The sequence below is a fragment of the Arcanobacterium hippocoleae genome (genome assembly GCF_031456295.1).
Classification (GTDB): domain Bacteria; phylum Actinomycetota; class Actinomycetes; order Actinomycetales; family Actinomycetaceae; genus Arcanobacterium_A; species Arcanobacterium_A hippocoleae.
In genome coordinates this window covers 639,317-657,265 of sequence record NZ_JAVDUJ010000001.1, presented here as the reverse complement: position 1 = coordinate 657,265, position 17,949 = coordinate 639,317, and the positions used below count along the sequence as shown (strand labels likewise).

Sequence of the window (17,949 nt, the reverse complement as noted above, 5' to 3'; positions counted from 1 at the left end):
AACTGCTAATCAGTAAGATAAACAAGTGGTTATCGGACGTTGAATCAAAAATAGTGATGTGATTTTCCTGAAAATGCTAGGTGTAGCAAGTCGTTTCAGATGATAAAAAGTTAGACTATCGAAGATGAATATCCAAGAACTTCCCAAGACATATGCCCTAAAAACGCTCGGCTGCCAGATGAATGTACACGATTCAGAACGGCTTGCAGGTTTGCTCGATGAAGCAGGATATCTGCCTGTCGAGCTCGTACCAGCTGCCGGGGCGCGAGCAACTGATGCCGGAGATCAAGGTGCCGACGTACTAGTTGTGAACACCTGTTCGGTACGAGAAAATGCAGCCACAAAATTATTTGGAAACCTCGGTCAGCTTGCAGAAGTGAAACGGGAGCGTCCAAATTTCCAAATCGCAGTAGCCGGCTGTTTAGCACAGCAACTACGTGAAGGAATCGTGGAAAAAGCACCTTGGGTAGATGTAGTGCTTGGTACTCATAATTTAGATGTCCTCCCAGCTCTCCTTGAGCGTGCCCGGCATAATCATAAAGCTGCAGTAGAGATTGAAGAATCATTAAAAGTCTTTCCATCTACGCTGCCTTCGCATCGAGAATCTTCCTATGCTGCATGGGTTTCGATTGCTGTCGGCTGTAACAATACTTGTACTTTTTGCATCGTGCCTCATCTGCGGGGAAAAGAAGAAGACCGTCGGCCTGGTGAAATTCTCCAAGAAATTGAAGCAGTAGTAGCGCAAGGTGCGATTGAAGTTACATTGCTCGGGCAAAATGTTAATTCCTACGGAGTCTCCTTCGGCGATCGGGGTGCATTCGCAAAACTTTTGCGGGCAACCGGAGAAATCTCCGGGCTGGAACGAGTCCGGTTCACATCGCCGCATCCAGCTGCTTTTACCGACGATGTGATTGAGGCAATGGCACAAACACCGAATGTAATGCCGTCATTGCATATGCCGCTCCAATCAGGATCTGATCGAATTTTGAAAGCAATGCGCCGTTCCTACCGTGGAAAGAAATTCCTTGGAATTTTAGAACGCGTTCGCGAGCAGATTCCAGATGCGGCAATCACCACTGACATCATCGTTGGATTTCCTGGCGAAACTGAAGCTGATTTCCAAGAAACACTTGACGTAGTTGAGGCATCCCGTTTCTCCTCAGCCTTTACCTTCATCTATTCTCCGCGTCCAGGCACCCCAGCTGCGCAAATGGAAGATCAAATCCCGGCAGAAGTAGCAAGTGAACGTTTTAACCGGCTAGTTGCGCTGCAAAAACGAATCTCTACTGAAGAAAATGAAAAGCTCGTTGGCTCGAAAGTGGAAGTATTAGTGGCAGCTGGTGAAGGCCGGAAAGATGATGCTACAGCACGAATTTCCGGACGAGCAGCAGATAATCGCCTGGTACACGTCGCATTGCCAAAAGATCTTGCAACACAGCCGCGGCCAGGGGATCTCATTACTTGTGAAGTGACGCATGGTGCGCCATCATATCTACTTGCAGACTCCGGGATTAACGGCGGATTATTTGAAATTCGGCGAAGCCGAGCCGGCGATGCGTGGGAACGCGGAGAAGCGCGCAAGGCGCAACTACAGCTTGAAGCAGCTGGTAAAGCGCCGGTCAATCTTGGACTCCCAACAATCATGAAACGTCCAGGGCTCGCATAATGCTGCCGCACAATTTCGCCCAGCCAATATACTGCATTGTCGGTCCAACCGCTTCCGGAAAGACGGCACTTTCAATAGCGCTTGCAAAAGCGCTCGGCGGCGTTGAACAAGCAGAAATAATTTCAGCTGACGCAATGCAGCTATATCGTGGAATGGATATTGGCACAGCAAAAATCACTGCTTCGGAAATGTGCGGAATCCGGCATCATCAACTCGATGTGCTCAATGTGCGAGACGAAGCATCAGTGGCGAAATATCAAGAATCTGCCCGTGCAGACCTAGCGCAAATCGTGCAAAATGGGAAAATTCCAATTATCGTGGGCGGCTCCGGGCTCTACGTTTCAGCACTGCTCGACGAACTCGAATTTCCCGGGACTGACGAAAATATTCGCAAAGAACTAAATGAGATCTGGGAGAGTTTTGGGCTTGATCCGCTCATTAGTGAGCTACGCGAAAAAGATCCAGTAAGTGCGGCAAAAATCAACCTCGCCAATCCGCGGCGAGTAATCCGTGCCCTTGAAGTAGTACGGCTTACCGGTAAATCCTATACTCCAGTCTTTCCAAGGCATACTGCGCACTACTCAAACGTAGTGCAGATCGGTGTGCGAGTCGAAAAAGAAATCTTACACGAACGAATTTTGCATCGCACCGAAAAAATGTTTGCAACTGGACTGCTTACCGAGACGGAAAACTTACTCTCGCAAGGCTTACGAGAAGCAAGTACTGCTTCGAAAGCAACCGGATATGCGCAGAGCATCGCCGTGATCGATAATGAAATCAGCATAGACGAAGCAATCGCGAATACTGCCTTCGCAACACGGCGTCTGGCAAAGAAACAACGTACCTGGTTTGGTGCTGATCCGCGAATAAACTGGTTCGATTTCTCAAACAAAGAGAGATCAGCACACGAAAATGCAATACGGTACGCGATTGAACAGATACTAGCCAAAGTTTAACTTCACGATAAACTAACCGCCTGGCTGTAGGAGTCACGAATTGTAATCCGCAACGAAGAGACACTGCCAGATACGTGCAAAACTAGTATTCCTGAGGAAATCAGCGACGGAAAAGAATGCTTTGATTTTCCTAGGAGTTTTGCGGGCGCACAGAAATCACGCGAAATCCCTTTGCCGAACCAATCTTCTCCGTCAAAAAACCTTGCTCATTAAGCCAGATCAGCAGCGAATCTGCACCCAAATTCTTCTGCACTACAAAATAAGCAACACCACTAGAACTGAGCAAAGCAAGCCAACGCAAAAGCAACTCATGTAATTCCGCTTTGCCGATCCGAATAGGCGGATTTGACCAAATCAAATCCAATTTCATTCCAGAATCAACGAAAAAATCGTATAGTGCGGATTCAAAATCTACGGTACAAGAGATCCCGGCAGAAAGCAGATTTCGTTTACAAAGATCAATTGCGCGCTCATTTACATCAGCTGCAAAAATCTCCGCCGTCGGATAATTTTGCGCTAAAGCCAAACTGATTGGCCCCCAACCACAACCCAAATCCAACACTTTTGCGTCTGCCGGAAGAGTCGTAATGGGTACTTTTCGGAACAAGACAGCAGTACCTTTATCAAGACCATCATGCGAAAACACCCCCGGCATTGTGGTGACTGTAAAATCATGATTTTGAATCGTGACGATCCGCGTCTGCTCAACCTTTGCTGCTTGCGAAGTAGTGGAAAAGTAGTGCTCATTCATAACTCTAAGCATACCTGCCATTGAAAAAGGCGGCACAATTGTGTAGACGGTTTAACTTCGATACAGAAAATAAATTGTTATCGCGCACGGCATCCGCGAGTGTCAGTTAGCAACCTCTTGCACAGCAATAATGCAAGAATGTGCGGGGTGAGCAAATCTGAATCACTGCAGCGCTGCGGTGAAGCATGAATTTTCTGAATTGAATAGCTAAGAATTTGCGGCGCGGAAACAAGGCAACCGACTTGCGATATGGTCAATTCAAGGCACTCATGAGATAATTTTCAAAGAATCGAAGGAGCGAGCAATCATTAACGAAACACAGACACGGCAAGTGGAAGTACACAGCCATCGCGGTACGGCACTCCAGGCAGATCCCACCTATGACGGTTCATGGGCAGGAGATTCGCTCGAACGCGAGATCCGCTCATCGCTGCGTCGCGTCGCAGATTTGACGGCGCAGCGCGATGCGCAAATTGACGTCGAATATCGGCAATTACGGCTGGAAAAAGTAGTTTTAGCAGGCTTATGGATGGAAGGTGCTTACGAATCGGCCGCTGACTCCTTGCGCGAACTTGCAGCACTCGCCGAAACTGCTGGTTCACAAGTAATGGATGGCGTGATTCAACATCGGCAATTCCCAGATCCTGCCACTTACCTGGGAAAAGGGAAAGCCAAAGAGCTCGCTGAAATCGTGCGCAATAGTGAAGCCGATACCGTCATCGTTGATTCCGAACTTGCCCCTTCGCAACGCCGTGCGCTTGAAGATGTAGTAAAAGTGAAAGTAATTGACCGTACTGCACTAATTTTGGATATATTTGCGCAACACGCAAAATCACGCGAAGGTAAGGCGCAGGTTGAATTGGCACAGCTCGAATATCTGCTTCCGCGTTTGCGTGGTTGGGGTGAGTCGATGTCACGGCAAGCCGGCGGGCGAGTTGCAGGTGGTGCTGGTATCGGTTCGCGTGGCCCAGGTGAAACAAAAATCGAGCTTGATCGGCGGCGCATTCGTACACGTATGGCAAAACTCCGTCACGATCTGGCAAAGATGGCGCCAGCACGCGAAACCCAACGTTCCGCCCGGAAACGGAACAAGGTTCCGTCAGTGGTAGTAGTCGGTTATACCAATGCAGGTAAATCTTCACTCTTGAATCGGCTTACTGATGCAGGCGTACTTGTGGAAAATGCGCTTTTTGCAACCCTTGATCCGACGGTGCGGCGGGCAAAAACAAGTGATGATCGTGAGTATACAATTACCGATACGGTGGGTTTTGTGCGCCGTCTACCCACCCAGCTGGTGGAAGCTTTCCGCTCCACACTCGAAGAAGCTGGAAATGCAGATTTACTATTGCACGTGGTTGATGCGGCGCATCATGATCCGGTCGGGCAAGTGCAGGCAGTCCATGAAGTATTGCGTGAAGTGCCTGGCACACAGAATGTTCCAGAGCTGATTGTGCTCTCAAAACTCGATCTTGCCGAGCAAGTAGATGTGGCAGTTCTGCGGACGAAATATCCAAATTCGGTGGGAGTTTCAGCTGTCACAGGTGCGGGGATTGCGCAATTACAAGAGCGAATTGCACAGCTTCTACCGCACCCAGATGTGAAAATTGAAATTGTGATCCCATATACCCGGGGAGATTTAGTATCGAAAATCCATGCTGAAGGTGAAGTCCTCAGTGAAGAATTTCTGGCACAAGGCACCCGGATGGTTGCGCTCGTGCCACGACATTTGCAGCAAGTGATCCTCGCAGTCGGAGAGAATTACGCCAATGAACAATGACGCGTGTAATCTTTCAGATTTACACGATGCTGCACCAGAGACTGCAGCAGCCGGTGAGAACGGTACGCAAAATGCTGCCGCAATACAGCCGCCGGAGGGTAGCGAACAAACTGCAGTTGAACTGCTTGAACGCGTAGTTGCGCAAATCGGTGGAGCTCCGCGTAATGGGCAGATCGAAATGACTCAGCGCGTGAGTCAGGCAATTGCCAATCGTGAGCATCTATTAGTGCAGGCAGGTACCGGTACAGGGAAGTCTTATGGATATTTGGTGCCAGCAATGCTGCATGCCGTCAATACTTCAGAACGGGTGATCATTTCTACCGCGACGCTTGCGCTGCAACGCCAGATCATGACCCAAGATGCGCCTCTCGTGGCAGAAAAAGTGCAGGAGCTGACGGGAAGGAAGCCAAAAGTCGCATTGCTGAAAGGATGGAATAACTATGCTTGTCTGCGTAAAGTGACAGGCGGATATCCTGAAGATGGCGCATTCCTTTCACGGGCTGAAGGGGAATTTGGTGCTACTGCCACTGGGGCGGAAGTGATGCGTGCCCGCGATTGGGCGGCACAATCGGAGACGGGTGATCGTGATGATTTGATACCCGGTGTGAGTGAGCAGGTGTGGCGGCAAATATCTGTTCCGAAAAATGAATGTATTGGTGATAAATGTCCGCTGCGTGCAACTTGTTTTCCCGATTTAGCTCGCAAAAATGCGATGCGGGCAGATGTGGTAGTAACCAATCATGCGATGCTTGGGGTGGAGGCGAGTGCAAATCAAGTACTTCCGGAAGCTGACGTATTTCTCATTGACGAAGCACATGATCTTGTAGCGCGAGTAACGAATCAACTCTCTGTCAGCTTTCAGAAGTACGATTTGCTTTCGCTTGCCCGGCAGATGCGCCGAGCTGGGTTAGATGATGCTGATCTGGATGAGAGCGCAGATGAATTTAATGCGGTGATGGGCCAGCTTGGAGAAAAACGCTTGACGGAGTTGCCGCCCGAATTAACACAAGCTTTTGTGCGTCTTTTAGGGCGTACGCAGCAGGCTTTGACGGATATTCGCGAATTGAATGCGCGTGATGAAGAGATTGCGATAACCAAGCAAATTTTGCGTTCCCGGATGGTGGAAATGCAAGATTTATGCCAGCTTGTTTTGGGGGATGCAATTTCATCTGAGCGGCTCGTAGCGTGGATTTCACTTTCGCGTGATGACGTGCCAGCTTTTAACGGTGCTCCACTTGATGTCGCTAGTGATATCGCCAATCGCGTATTTATTGATCGGGCAGTAGTGCTAACTTCGGCGACTTTGCAATTGGGAGGCTCGTTTGCGCAGGTGGCGCGGAATGTGGGATTCTCCTTTCCGGATCAGCCGAGCTGGGATGCAATCGATGTTGGATCGCCATTCAATTATGCAGAGCAGGGAATTTTATACTTGCCAAGAAATTTACCAGCTCCCGGGCGCGATGGGCATGGTCAAGAGCAGTTGGCGCAAATGGTGGAATTAATCCAGGCTGCTGACGGAGGTGCGTTGTGCTTATTTACTTCGCATGCCGCGCTTGATCGGGCGGCACAATATTTGCGCGAGCAGCTGTCTGTGCCAGTGCTATGTCAAGGTGATGACCCGTTGCCGAGTCTGGTGGCAGAATTTAGTGCGGATCATGCTGCTTGCCTGCTGGGTACGCTTTCGCTTTGGCAAGGTGTGGATGTGCCGGGGCTAACGAATCGTCTGGTGATCATTGACCGGATTCCATTCCCGCGCCCTGACGAACCGCTCTTTGCAGCCCGCGCGGATGTTGTGAATCGGCGCGGTGGAAATGGGTTCATGGAAGTTTCGGCAGCTCATGCGGCATTGTTGCTTGCGCAGGGAGCGGGGCGTTTGCTCCGACGAATTACTGATATTGGAGTGGTGGCAGTGCTCGATAGCCGGATCGTGACGCAACGTTATGGTCGGTATCTGCTACGTTCAATGCCAAGACTGTGGATGACTGAAGATATCGAGATCGTGAAAGGTGCGCTGCGCCGTATCGCAAAGCAGTCTGACTGAAATACATTGTTGCAGCTGCAAGCTGATCGAGATTTTGGTGGAAAAATATTTCAGCCAGAGCTGGAGCAAATTTTATCTTTGGAAGATTCACAGTGAGCGTAGGACGGTGACTACTTTTCCCAGAATCGTTGATTCGTCGCCAGGGATTGGGGCGTACATGGTATTTTGTGGTAAAAGCCAGATGTGCCCATCACGTTTTTGGAATGTTTTCACGGTCGCTTCGCCATCGATCATTGCGGCTACGATTTCACCATTTTCAGCAATCTGCTGCTGCCGGATCACAACCCAGTCTCCATCGCATATTGCTGCATCGATCATTGAATCGCCTTGCACCTGCAACATGAAAAGTTCACCATTCCCGGTAAGCCGCCGCGGAAGTGGAAAAATATCCTCAACTTCTTGTGTGGCAAGGATCGGAGCTCCGGCGGCAATTGTGCCCACTAGTGGTACATTTACGGAATTTTGTGTATCTGGATGATATTCGCCAGCGAATTGCTCCGCAACTCTTTGGATTGGGGATTTTATTTCTGCGGTGCTTGGGCTTGCTGGCGTTGCGTGGTTCGGCGGGGTAGCTGTGAAGTGTTTTGCAGCATATTCTTGCCCGAGCGGTGTGATTTCGATCGTGCGTGGACGACGTGGATCGCGTGCAATCAGCTCAGCTTTTTCGATTGCGTCAAGTTGATATTTAACTGACGAAGGGGAAGCAAGCCCGACTGCTTCCCCGATTTCACGCACCGTTGGAGGGAAACCGTGTTTTTCAATCCCGGTGATTACAGCATGAAAGATGCGTGACTGGCGGGCTGTGAGTGGGGAGGGATTCTGTGTGCTCATATTTTCCTCTCATCTGCTGGTGGGGTTTCGTTGCAGATCTTGTTTCGCAACACGCCAAGATATTTGGGGTTAAAGCTGCAAAACTTGCGGTTTCCCAAAAAGCAAAGAAATTTCTGGGGAAGGCGATGTTTTACTTTAGTTGTAGTTAAGGATAGCGGAAAACGAGAGTTTATTCAAACATTTGTTCGGGTACTATTCGAACAAATGTTCTTTACAAGTTTCGTTTACCTAGCTATGATTAGAACAGAGGTTCGAGAAAGGGAATCAAATGACGGCAATCGCAATAAAACAAACTGCAGATTTTGCAGGGGCGAGATTGCGCAGTGTTGCACCGGTGCAGAGTGATATTTCCAAAGCGCATAAAAATACGCATAGCGTGCGGTATCGGCATTTGCGGATCGTTGATTTGGAGCGAAAATCTGAACAGCTTCAGATCGTGCGTCCTGATCGGCCAAGTTCGTTTGAATCGAATACAGTTTTTTCAAATATGCGAGTTGTAGCGCCTACTGATCAGGTGCCGCAGGAGAATCGGTGGGGGCAGAAAATATCTGTTGCTTCTCGGCGAATCGCATCTGATCCGCAGCAAAAGTCAGTGAGTGGCTTACAAGATTTGCCATTCGGTGTGGCCGGGTGCGATCCGGTTGGTCAAAAGCGAATGCAAATTAGTGCGAACTATGCTCATGGAGTGCGTTTTGCGCAGGCAGCAAAAATTAGTGATAGCGATTTGTTTTCGTTATTTTTACGGGGAATCTTCTTTGTACTTTTCCTAGTATTGCTAATGTTTGCATTTGGTATTGGAGTTTCCTTAGTAGAATCATTTGATTCGATTTATGCATCGCTTGATCCTGCGCAGCCGCAGGTGATCATTCGCAGTTAATTACAAAATATCTTTTTGATTTGATTTGTATTGCTTTGATCGGTATTTTGGGCGTTATGTATTGCCCGTTTTGTCACCATCCAGATTCGCGTGTCGTAGATACGCGCACTAGTGAAGACGGTACCGTGATTCGGCGTCGTCGTGAATGTCCTGAATGTAAGCGTCGTTTCAGCACTTCTGAGACTGCCTCACTAACGGTTGTGAAGCGCTCGGGTGTGAGCGAACCATTTAGCCGGCAGAAGATTATTGCTGGAGTAGGTAAAGCTTGCCAGGGGCGTCCAGTTACAAATGATCAGCTTGCAATTCTTGCGCAAAAAGTGGAAGAACAAATTCGTGCCTCGGGGCAATCTCAAATTGATGCTTATGAAGTTGGAATGGCGATTTTAGAACCACTTCGCGAACTAGATCAAATTGCCTACCTCCGTTTTTCATCAGTGTATGCGAATTTTGATTCGCTTGATGATTTTGCGGCGGAAATAGATCGTTTGCGGAATCTCTCGAAATAAGCAGGCTACAATCTCTAGTTCGCGTTAGTTCTTGGCGCTAATTGAATTAGCTTTTACTTTGATGTTCCTTCAGTTTGCGCCACTTTTTATTCATTTTCGTTGCTGTTCTTCCTTTTTTGCATCCGTTTGTGAAAGCTCGGTAGCGCTATGGTCAAAGTGTACTTCTGCTTTCGGATGCGTGTGATCAGGATTTATCTCGCCATGCTTCAGTGGCGAATTTGCTTTTACCCAATTTACAAATCCTTCCACTGAAATACCTTCAGTGTGCGCTTTATCGTCAATACTGGAATCGGCTGATTGTGAATTTCTTTCACTATTCCACCAATTGCGGAACCGCTCCAGCTGCGGGGCGTTGCTTTCGCTCCAAGCACGCCACTCTTCAGCAGTGCTATTAGTTTTTTCTTTGAGTGCTTGGAGATATGCTTCAAATGTCTGAGCTGCACTATTTGAGGCAGCTCCCAGTTTTTTTCGCCACTGCCCAGATACAAGCTCAAAATTTTCCAGCTGTTCTTTTACGCTTCGACGAAGTACTTTACCAATCTGCGAACGTGGAAGTTCGTCAAGGATCGCGATTGACTTCGGCATCGCATAATGCGAAAGACGTGATTCGGTCCATTGACGCACCTGTTCGAGAGTTACATTTGCGCCGGGTTCAAGTACAAGCGCGGCTACTACGCTTTCGCCGAAAGTACCATTTGGCATTCCGATCACCGCTACATCGGCTACGCCTTCAATTTCCCGCACCACTTTTTCTACTTCTGACGGGTAGACGTTAAAGCCCCCGTTGATAATCATTTCTTTGCGGCGATCTGCCATTACCAGGAAACCATCATCCCACTTTGCAAGATCGCCAGTGCGTAGCCAGCCATCGTGGAACGCGGCAGCCGTTTCGGTTTCATTTTCATAATAGCCAGGAAATACTTGCGGACCACGTACGAGAATCTCACCTACCTCGCCTTCAGCCAGTTCCTGGTTCGGGTTATCTGGATTTACCACTTTTACTTCCGTTGAAGGGATTGGCAAACCCAAAGTTGAAGGGCGACGCGCAGCAGAGAGCGGTGAAGCAGCAATAAGCGGGCTCGCCTCACTCATCCCGTACCCCTCAACAAGATACCCTCCTGTAGCTTCTTCCCATGCTGCAGCGAGATTCGGGTCGAGCGGCATTGCACCACTGCAGCTATAGCGCATTGAGCTTAAATCGATGCCGCCGCGTTTCTTTACCGCAGCCAAAATACGTTCGAACATTGGCGGCACCCCAGCAAAAAAAGTGATTGGATGGCGTTTGTGCCCAGCGAGAATAATATCCACATCGAAGGTCGGGGACATTACTTGCGTAGCTGCGAAATCGACGCAAACCACCAGCGAAAGCTCGAATCCGAATGCGTGGAAGAACGGCAAGACTGCGGCAACAGTTTCTGCTCCCTGACGGAATTCCTGCAACCACGCCTTTACTTGCGTTGAATTTGAAGTGAGATTGCGGTGAGTGAGTGCCACCGATTTAGGAATGCCAGTAGTGCCGCCGGTCTGGATCAAAATTGCGATATCGTCAGCAGTGCCGTGATCTACGGAATTTAGATTCATCGGGGTCGCATGCGAAACCTGATTATCCCAAGAATGTACCCCAGGCGGCACTTTCCCCCGCAGTTTAGCGCGTTGAGCGCGTGCTGCTTTCACCGGAAGTTTTAATAAGAACTGAGATTTCTTTGGCAAAGCCTTCGTGAGATTGACTGCAAGATAGGTGCGTCCACGCAGCGAATCTCCAGTGGTAATGCGCTCAATCGTCTGTTCCCAGGCAATTACGACGGTGGATCCAACGCGATCGATTTGCTCGTTGAGCTGCGCGGCAGGCGCTAGTGGATTATGCTCCGATGCGATTGCGCCGAGCGCAGTGATAGCGTAGACCGCAATATAATGCTGCGGGCAGTTTGGCAAAATAATGGAGACTACATCGCCTTTGCGCACGCCGCACATCGTAAGTGCGGTAGCTGCGCGCTTGATCTCGGAAAAGACTTCGGCATAGGTGTATTCCCGACCAAGGAAATCGATTGCGATATGCTGCGGAAAATCATGCACAGCTCGTGCGAAAATTTCTCCGAGTGTTAGGTCAACTTCCTTGATGGATGTGGGAACTCCTGGAGAGTAGTGCGCGTGAGCGCGTGCCATCATATTACTCAAGTCAATCTCCCAATCTGCTAATTTGCATTTAGTATTCCTGCGAGTTAATCCTAAATCACAGGTATGGATAAATGTTAATAAGTTGTTAGATGCTCCGAAACTGCTAATTCACTGGTTTAGTGATTGCGTGAAAAATTAAATTATTGTGGCGAATTTACAATTTCCAACACTTGCATTGATTTTGTAGCGCGGGTCATTGCCACATATAGATCCCCGCTTCCGCCAGCTAAAATTTGCTCTGGAGCGAGCATGATCACCGCATCAAATTCAAGCCCTTTGGCAGTACGTGCATTGATCACGCTAATTTGACCAGTGGAAAAAGCATTTTTTAGCTCGTGATCCAGCTCGTTGCTGAAAGTTGCCATCACGCGTGAAAGTAAACTATCGGGCGCGATAATTGCCAGTGTGCCGTATCCTGGACCATATTCACGCGTTAAATCTGCGATCTTGGCGGCAGCGATTTGCGTCAGCTTGCGCGCAAAATCGTGAGTGGTGATTTCGCTTTCCTGATATGCACCAGGAATATCACGCACGGCTTTTACCGGGGAGACAGGACTCCCGATCTCACGCATTTTAGTAGCTGCTGCGTCAAGAATTGAACGCGGAGTGCGGTAACTGATCGTCAAGCGCTTGATTTCGAGATTATCTGCGAGCCTGCGAAGCGTTTCGCTCCATCCTCCGGTAGGCGCGCCAGTCCGTCGCTGGTCTAAATCACCAACGATCGTCATTGAACGGCGCGGATTTCTCCGCGCCACCATCCGCCACTGCATTGCGGTCAGCTCTTGCGCTTCATCGATCACGATATGCCCATACGTCCAGGTGCGATCGTTGAGTGCTTTCTCGGCAAGTGATGCATGATCACTAGCAGCAGAGAGACGTTCATGAAGTGTTTGTGAATTGATGATCCCCTCACCCAGATTTAACGAGTTCATCGTTTGCGAAATATATTCACTTGTTTGTGCATTTTGTGCAGAACTAGCCAAACGAGTAGCACGCTGTGAAGCACTTTCAAACGGTCCAAGATATTGTGCTAATTCATCAAGCAGCGGGATATCAGCTGCACTGAATCCTGAATCCTTCTCGCGCTGCAAAGCTTCCCGTTGCGCAGGTGATAGCTCCGGGGCGATCCGGGCTAAAATCTCGGGCCATTTGAGGATATGCGCAAGAAGCCATTGGGGAGAAGCTGGCAACCAATGTAAATTGACCGCACGCCGGATTTCAGGGTCGGATGCAATATCGCTGATAATCCAGTCGTCGTCGGCGAGATTTACTTCGCGTGCAGCAGCAAGACGCTGTGCAAGGAGCTCCACAAGTTGCTGCGCATATTTCTCCCAAGCTTCGTTATGTGTTTTCCCGCTGCGTCGCGCACGTGCTTGAGCTGCCTCCACATCTGCTGGAGTAAGCAAAATTTTTGTGCCAGAAACGTTGAATGAGATCGTTTTCCGAAGTGGTTTTTGCAGTACTTCGCGCACTGCGCGGGCAGCAATTTTTGCCCAGATTTCGTCACTTTTGATCTTCGTAACGGTCAAGCTTTCAGTGATTGTTGGGATCACCCCAGGGAATAGCTCATCAATGGTACATGCAACCACATCTGATTCGCCTAGGGAAGGAAGTACCTGATCGATATATTGCAAGAAGCGCTTTGACGGACCGATGATCAGCACGCCGCTATGTGCAAATTGTTTCCGATAGGTGTAGAGCAGATATGCCGCACGATGTAGCGCAACAGCCGTCTTCCCAGTGCCCGGCCCGCCTTGTACGACCAAGATTCCTTTGGCTGAGGAGCGAATGATTTGATCTTGTTCGGCTTGGATCGTGGCTACGATATCGCCCATTTTTCCGTCACGGGCTTTGTTCATTGCAGCGAAAAGGGCGCCTTCGCCAGTCAGGTTAAGCGCTGAAGTATCCGTGTTGCTGTCAGCTAAAAGCTCATCCTCGACGTTTATCACCTTACGCATCCGTGTTTGGATATGCCGTCGGCGGATCACATCCATGCGGTGTTGCGATGTGGCTTGATAAAACGGTTCTGATTGTGGTGCCCGCCAATCCGTAAGGACGATGTTTTGCTGATGATCGCGCAAAGTGGTGCGGCCGATATGGATCGCTGGTGCGGTATGAAAATCAAGCCGACCGAGCACGAGCCGATGTTCAACATTTCGCAGCCGGAGAAGATTATTTTCATAGTGCGTGGCAAAAGAATCTCGTTCAGAGCGAGCTCCAGGAGTGCCCTGTGCTCCGCCGCGTCTAATGCCAGCCAGCTTTTGCTCATAGTGCTGTATTTGCTGATCCAGATTTTGGTATGCGGAATCAACAAATTCCTGTTCGCTCGCCAGCGCTTTGCAATGTGTCGCATTTTCTGCATGTTCCGAAGCGGTCACGAAATAACTCCTTAGCCATTGGTGCCCTGTATCAGCCGCAAATTTTTGCACTGCAGAGAATTTCGGCAGTGCGAGTGAAAGAAAATGCGGCTTTCTATTATCTCGCAGTTTTACCGCTGGGTCATCCTCTCTCGGGGTTGAGATGTTTCACAGCGGGATACGGAATCGTAATTGGAGAAAGTTTGATCCGTCAGCTAACAGCATTTAATTTGTGGCGATGCGGGTAGTGTGTGGGCGAGCTTTCTTGGTCTTTGTGGCATAGTGGCTGCGAAATAGACTACGATGAAATGAAGGTTTAGAGTGTCATGATTGCTCAAGAACGGAAGGGGCTGGAGCCGTTGAGTATGATCCAATACGAGAATACGCGTAATGATTTATCGGCAAAGTATCTCATTATCAATACCTTGGACTCGCTCACGGCTGCAGGGCAAGTGACGCAAGCGCTTGATGCCACAATTTCAGATCTTGATTCTGTAAAAATTGGGACCTTTCCGGCAGATGAACTTTTTGATTTTCGGGCCCAGCGTCCGATCGTCAATTATCGTGACGGAAAGCTGGAATCCTTGGTGCAGCCAGAATTACGGCTCAGTCTGGTTACTGATATTGAAGGAGAAAATTTTCTTTATCTTTCCGGGCAGGAACCCGATTATCGCTGGGAGAGTGTGAGCCGGGCATTATTGGATGTGATTAACAGATTCAAAATCGCTGATGTGATTTCTTTTTCCGCCATGCCAGCAACTATTCCGCATACACGACCAGCTGATATGCTGTTGCGTTCTACGCAATTACGCGAAAATGTAAAATATGTGCCGGGCAAAGCGGTGCACCCTGGCTCGTTATCCGATTATTTTGAATTTTATGCTGGGAAACATGGTGTGAGTGTGACGAATGTGCGTGTTCGCGTGCCATTCTATCTCGTGCAAATTGGCGAACCATTTCTTTCCGGTGCGCTCGCGGCAGTGCGGATGACAGCAGATTTAGGCGGGCCAAAGCTGCCGGTGGGGGATCTTGAACAATTTGCGGAGCGTGCGCTGGTAACGTATGGCGAGTTGATCGAGCAAAATCCAGATTTAAACGACTTGATTACGATGCTTGAAAGAGAGTATGACGCTAATCCAAGTGAGCAGGCATTTGCAACTTCAGATACTGAGCTGATGCAGGTGCCTAGTATGGAGGAAATTGGCAGAGCAGCGGAAAAATTCCTTGCTGTGCATGCGCAAAGCCAACTTGCGGATGTGATCGAGGAGCAGCCTTCGCAGCAGCAAATCTCATCTGAACAGTCGAAACGAAGCTTTGCCGGAAAACTTTTCGGATTTGATTTTGGTGTGCGTGCTTCTCGGCAATCACAGCAGGAGCAAGCAGCAAAAGATGATTCTGGATCGAGAGAGATTGAAAGTGAAGGTCGGCAAGACTCAGCTTCCGGCACTGCTGCAGGGGAAAATCCGCGAAATAAACGGCGTGGAAAGCATCATTGGTAAAATTCAGATCTCGCAATAGCAACGGTGGATAATGTCACGTGGTGTACGAATCTCGGATGTGAAACGTGATTGGGGCGATGATGATTCGGCGACCCCAATTTTACATATTGATATGGATGCGTTTTTCGTTTCGGTAGAACTACTCGATCAGCCGCACTTGCATGGGAAACCTGTAGCGGTGGGCGGGCACGAACGTGGAGTAATATCTGCTGCTTCTTATGCGGCACGTGAGTATGGTGTTAATTCGGCAATGCCAGTGGCGCGTGCAAAAAAGCTATGCCCAGATTTGATTCTGCTTCCTGTGAATATGGAAAAATATCGTGCGGTTTCTGCCCAGATCATGGCAATATTTGCGCAAGTTACTCCGTTAATTGAGCAAATATCTGTTGATGAGGCATTCATTGATGTAGGTGGTGTGCGAAAGCTATTTGGTTCTCCGCTGACAATTGCGAAATCATTGCGTGCACGTATCCGGAATGAGGTGGGAGTACCAGCATCGATTGGGATCGCGAATACGAAGCATTTAGCAAAACTTGCTTCCACTCATGCCAAACCAGATGGGCTGCTACTCGTCCCAGCTGCGTGTTCGCAAGAATTTCTGGATCTTCTGCCGATCAGTGCACTATGGGGTGTGGGAGAGAAAACTGCGCAACGGTTAATGCAGCGAGGTATTGAATCAGTAACTGATGTACATGCTGTGGGAGTGCGGCGGCTGCAGGCGATTGTTGGTCAAGCGGCTGGGGCGAAAATATATGCATTGGCAACGAACCAAGATTCACGCTCTGTGGTTGATTCTCGTGAAGAGAAATCGCTGAGTCGGGAGCAAACTTTTTTCGATCCAATTACTTCAATGCCAAAGGTGCACCGGGCATTGCTGGCGCAATCTGAAGAACTCGCTTGCCGTTTGCGCAGGGAAGGGCTACGGGCATTGAATGTCTCACTGAAAATTCGTACCGGAAAATTCGAGACGATCACACGTTCTCGTTCGCTGCAAAGCGCTACATTTTTAGGTCTGGAAATATATTCGGCGGCTGTGCATTTGTTTTCGCAGCTTCCTTTTCCAGCAAGTGGGATCAGGTTGATTGGGGTGCGGGTGGCAAATCTGCAAAGCCGGATGCAAGCAGTGCAGGATCCCTTAGACGCTGATCAGAGAAGTGAAGCTGCGGCAAGGGCGATCGATTCGGTGCGTGAAAAGTACGGTATGGAGGCTTTGAGTTTAGCTACTTTGTGCAATCGTGATGCAAAGCCGGAATTACCGTCAGGGGAATCGCGGGGATGAAACGGGCGGTTAAATGGTGTGCTACACGAATGCTTCCAGGATAGGATATCCTGAAAATACCTTTTCCAATCCAGCTAGGGGAGAACAATGGCTCTTTCAGAGTATGAACGCCAGATGCTTGCAGATCTTGAATCGCAACTGGGAGATACTGATGCGCAATTTGCAGATGCGCTTGCGCGTGAAAATGGTGTGCCAATGCGTTGGGCGGTGGCGGCGAAGAATCTGATTCTTGGATTGATTATTGCAGTAGCTGGCTTACTAACTGTGCTGGCTGGCGTGGCAACGGAATTTCTTATAATTGGTGTTGCTGGCGTGATTATTGTATTTGCAGGATTCTGGTATTTGAGTTTGGGCTTCCAGAAAAAGCCATTTCGGGGTGGCAAGCCACATCGTGGGCAGGGTCCGAAAGATGATCGTGCGGGTGGCTTTATGCAGCGGCAGGCTGAAGAGTGGGTGAAGCGGATGCAGGATGGCAACCGTTCCTGATGTCTCTGTGAGTGTTACGCATCGCGTTTTACGGGAGGGAAGCTAACTGATTCACAAGTAAATATTACGCTTTGAGATTGGCTCGAACCGCTTTTATTTGCGGACGGGCCTTTCTTTTACCCAAATTCGAGTCATTTTTCTAAAAATCCCTCCACCCTATTTTTTGGCTATAATTCAAGAAAACTATATATGAAACGCATTTATTTGAGCTTGCATGTGGCTCAAAGTGGAGTAAAGTGGAGTCTAAAGATCTCGAAAGGGGGAGTGCTGTGTTTTTAGGTACATATGAGCCAAAGCTCGATGACAAAGGACGCATTATTCTCCCGGCAAAATTTCGTGATCAGCTCGCTGGTGGATTGGTCATCACCCGAGGGCAGGAACGGTGTCTTTACGTTTTCCCAATGGCGACTTTTGAAGATGTGCTGGCAAAGCTACAGCAAGCTCCAATGACGTCAAAAGAAGCGCGTACGTACACGCGAATCTTTCTCTCTGGTGCAAATGATCAGATCCCTGACAAGCAAGGGCGTGTCACGGTACCGTCCATGCTTCGTGCTTACGCTGGTTTAGAACGGGACCTGGTGGTCATTGGCACCGGCGATCGCGTTGAAGTTTGGGCGCAAGATGCATGGAATGCATATTTGGGCTCGAATGAAGACGATTTTGCTGATCGTGAAGATGAACTTATCCCGGGAATCTTCTAAAACTTCATTCACAGGTGAGTGCATGTGTTTCTGTCACTGCTTTGCGG

At 49.0% G+C, this 17,949-nt stretch carries 14 protein-coding genes; 10 read left to right on the top strand and 4 right to left on the bottom strand.

What is annotated here, in order from left to right; all coding sequences use genetic code 11:
* The first annotated feature begins 124 nt into the window (after positions 1-124).
* Positions 125-1,666, top strand: coding sequence for a tRNA (N6-isopentenyl adenosine(37)-C2)-methylthiotransferase MiaB (gene miaB, locus J2S36_RS02830; protein WP_309955315.1), 1,542 nt, complete (start codon positions 125-127; stop codon positions 1,664-1,666).
* On the top strand, positions 1,666-2,622 hold the full coding sequence (miaA, locus tag J2S36_RS02825; RefSeq protein ID WP_309955313.1) for a tRNA (adenosine(37)-N6)-dimethylallyltransferase MiaA: 957 nt from the start codon (positions 1,666-1,668) through the stop codon (positions 2,620-2,622). Before miaB ends, miaA begins: the two co-directional genes overlap by 1 nt.
* 130 nt (positions 2,623-2,752) lie before the next feature.
* On the opposite strand, the gene J2S36_RS02820 is transcribed toward miaA, so the two are convergent.
* Positions 2,753-3,373 carry a class I SAM-dependent methyltransferase gene (locus J2S36_RS02820; protein WP_309955311.1) on the bottom strand — a complete coding sequence of 207 codons (621 nt, stop codon included), beginning with the start codon at positions 3,371-3,373 and terminating at the stop codon, positions 2,753-2,755.
* Between the two features lie 331 nt (positions 3,374-3,704).
* Here J2S36_RS02820 and hflX point away from each other — a divergent pair, with 331 nt between their 5' ends.
* Both hflX and J2S36_RS02810 read left to right on the top strand, forming a co-directional pair.
* The gene (gene hflX / locus J2S36_RS02815; RefSeq protein ID WP_309955309.1) at positions 3,705-5,150 is read left to right on the top strand and encodes a GTPase HflX; all 1,446 of its coding nucleotides are present in this window, start codon (positions 3,705-3,707) and stop codon (positions 5,148-5,150) included.
* Positions 5,140-7,191 carry an ATP-dependent DNA helicase gene (locus J2S36_RS02810; protein WP_309955306.1) on the top strand — a complete coding sequence of 684 codons (2,052 nt, stop codon included), beginning with the start codon at positions 5,140-5,142 and terminating at the stop codon, positions 7,189-7,191. Before hflX ends, J2S36_RS02810 begins: the two co-directional genes overlap by 11 nt.
* An 87-nt stretch (positions 7,192-7,278) precedes the next feature.
* Here J2S36_RS02810 and lexA read toward each other — a convergent pair whose 3' ends face one another.
* A complete protein-coding gene (gene lexA, locus J2S36_RS02805; RefSeq protein ID WP_309955304.1) occupies positions 7,279-8,022 on the bottom strand; it encodes a transcriptional repressor LexA in 744 nt (247 codons plus the stop codon).
* Positions 8,023-8,290: 268 nt separating this feature from the next.
* Between lexA and J2S36_RS02800 the strand changes: the two genes are divergently transcribed.
* Positions 8,291-8,899 carry a hypothetical protein gene (locus tag J2S36_RS02800; RefSeq protein WP_309955302.1) on the top strand — a complete coding sequence of 203 codons (609 nt, stop codon included), beginning with the start codon at positions 8,291-8,293 and terminating at the stop codon, positions 8,897-8,899.
* Between the two features lie 20 nt (positions 8,900-8,919).
* On the top strand, positions 8,920-9,405 hold the full coding sequence (gene nrdR, locus J2S36_RS02795; RefSeq protein ID WP_445344342.1) for a transcriptional regulator NrdR: 486 nt from the start codon (positions 8,920-8,922) through the stop codon (positions 9,403-9,405).
* A gap of 90 nt (positions 9,406-9,495) precedes the next feature.
* Here nrdR and J2S36_RS02790 read toward each other — a convergent pair whose 3' ends face one another.
* Together J2S36_RS02790 and J2S36_RS02785 are read right to left on the bottom strand one after the other, a co-directional pair.
* A complete protein-coding gene (locus tag J2S36_RS02790; RefSeq protein ID WP_309957455.1) occupies positions 9,496-11,571 on the bottom strand; it encodes an AMP-binding protein in 2,076 nt (691 codons plus the stop codon).
* 149 nt (positions 11,572-11,720) lie between these two features.
* Positions 11,721-13,958, bottom strand: a complete 2,238-nt coding sequence (locus J2S36_RS02785; protein ID WP_309955300.1) for a HelD family protein — start codon at positions 13,956-13,958, stop codon at positions 11,721-11,723.
* Positions 13,959-14,263: 305 nt separating this feature from the next.
* On the opposite strand from J2S36_RS02785, the gene J2S36_RS02780 reads away from it, so the two are divergent.
* From J2S36_RS02780 to mraZ, 4 genes are all read left to right on the top strand, one after another.
* On the top strand, positions 14,264-15,436 hold the full coding sequence (locus J2S36_RS02780; RefSeq protein WP_309955298.1) for a PAC2 family protein: 1,173 nt from the start codon (positions 14,264-14,266) through the stop codon (positions 15,434-15,436).
* Positions 15,437-15,467: 31 nt separating this feature from the next.
* Positions 15,468-16,715 (top strand): DNA polymerase IV, encoded by a 1,248-nt coding sequence (dinB, locus tag J2S36_RS02775; protein ID WP_309955296.1) that lies wholly within the window; start codon positions 15,468-15,470, stop codon positions 16,713-16,715.
* Between the two features lie 87 nt (positions 16,716-16,802).
* Positions 16,803-17,201 carry a DUF3040 domain-containing protein gene (locus tag J2S36_RS02770; RefSeq protein ID WP_309955294.1) on the top strand — a complete coding sequence of 133 codons (399 nt, stop codon included), beginning with the start codon at positions 16,803-16,805 and terminating at the stop codon, positions 17,199-17,201.
* A 269-nt stretch (positions 17,202-17,470) separates the two neighbouring features.
* Positions 17,471-17,902 (top strand): division/cell wall cluster transcriptional repressor MraZ, encoded by a 432-nt coding sequence (mraZ, locus tag J2S36_RS02765; protein ID WP_309955292.1) that lies wholly within the window; start codon positions 17,471-17,473, stop codon positions 17,900-17,902.
* Positions 17,903-17,949 lie beyond the last annotated feature (47 nt).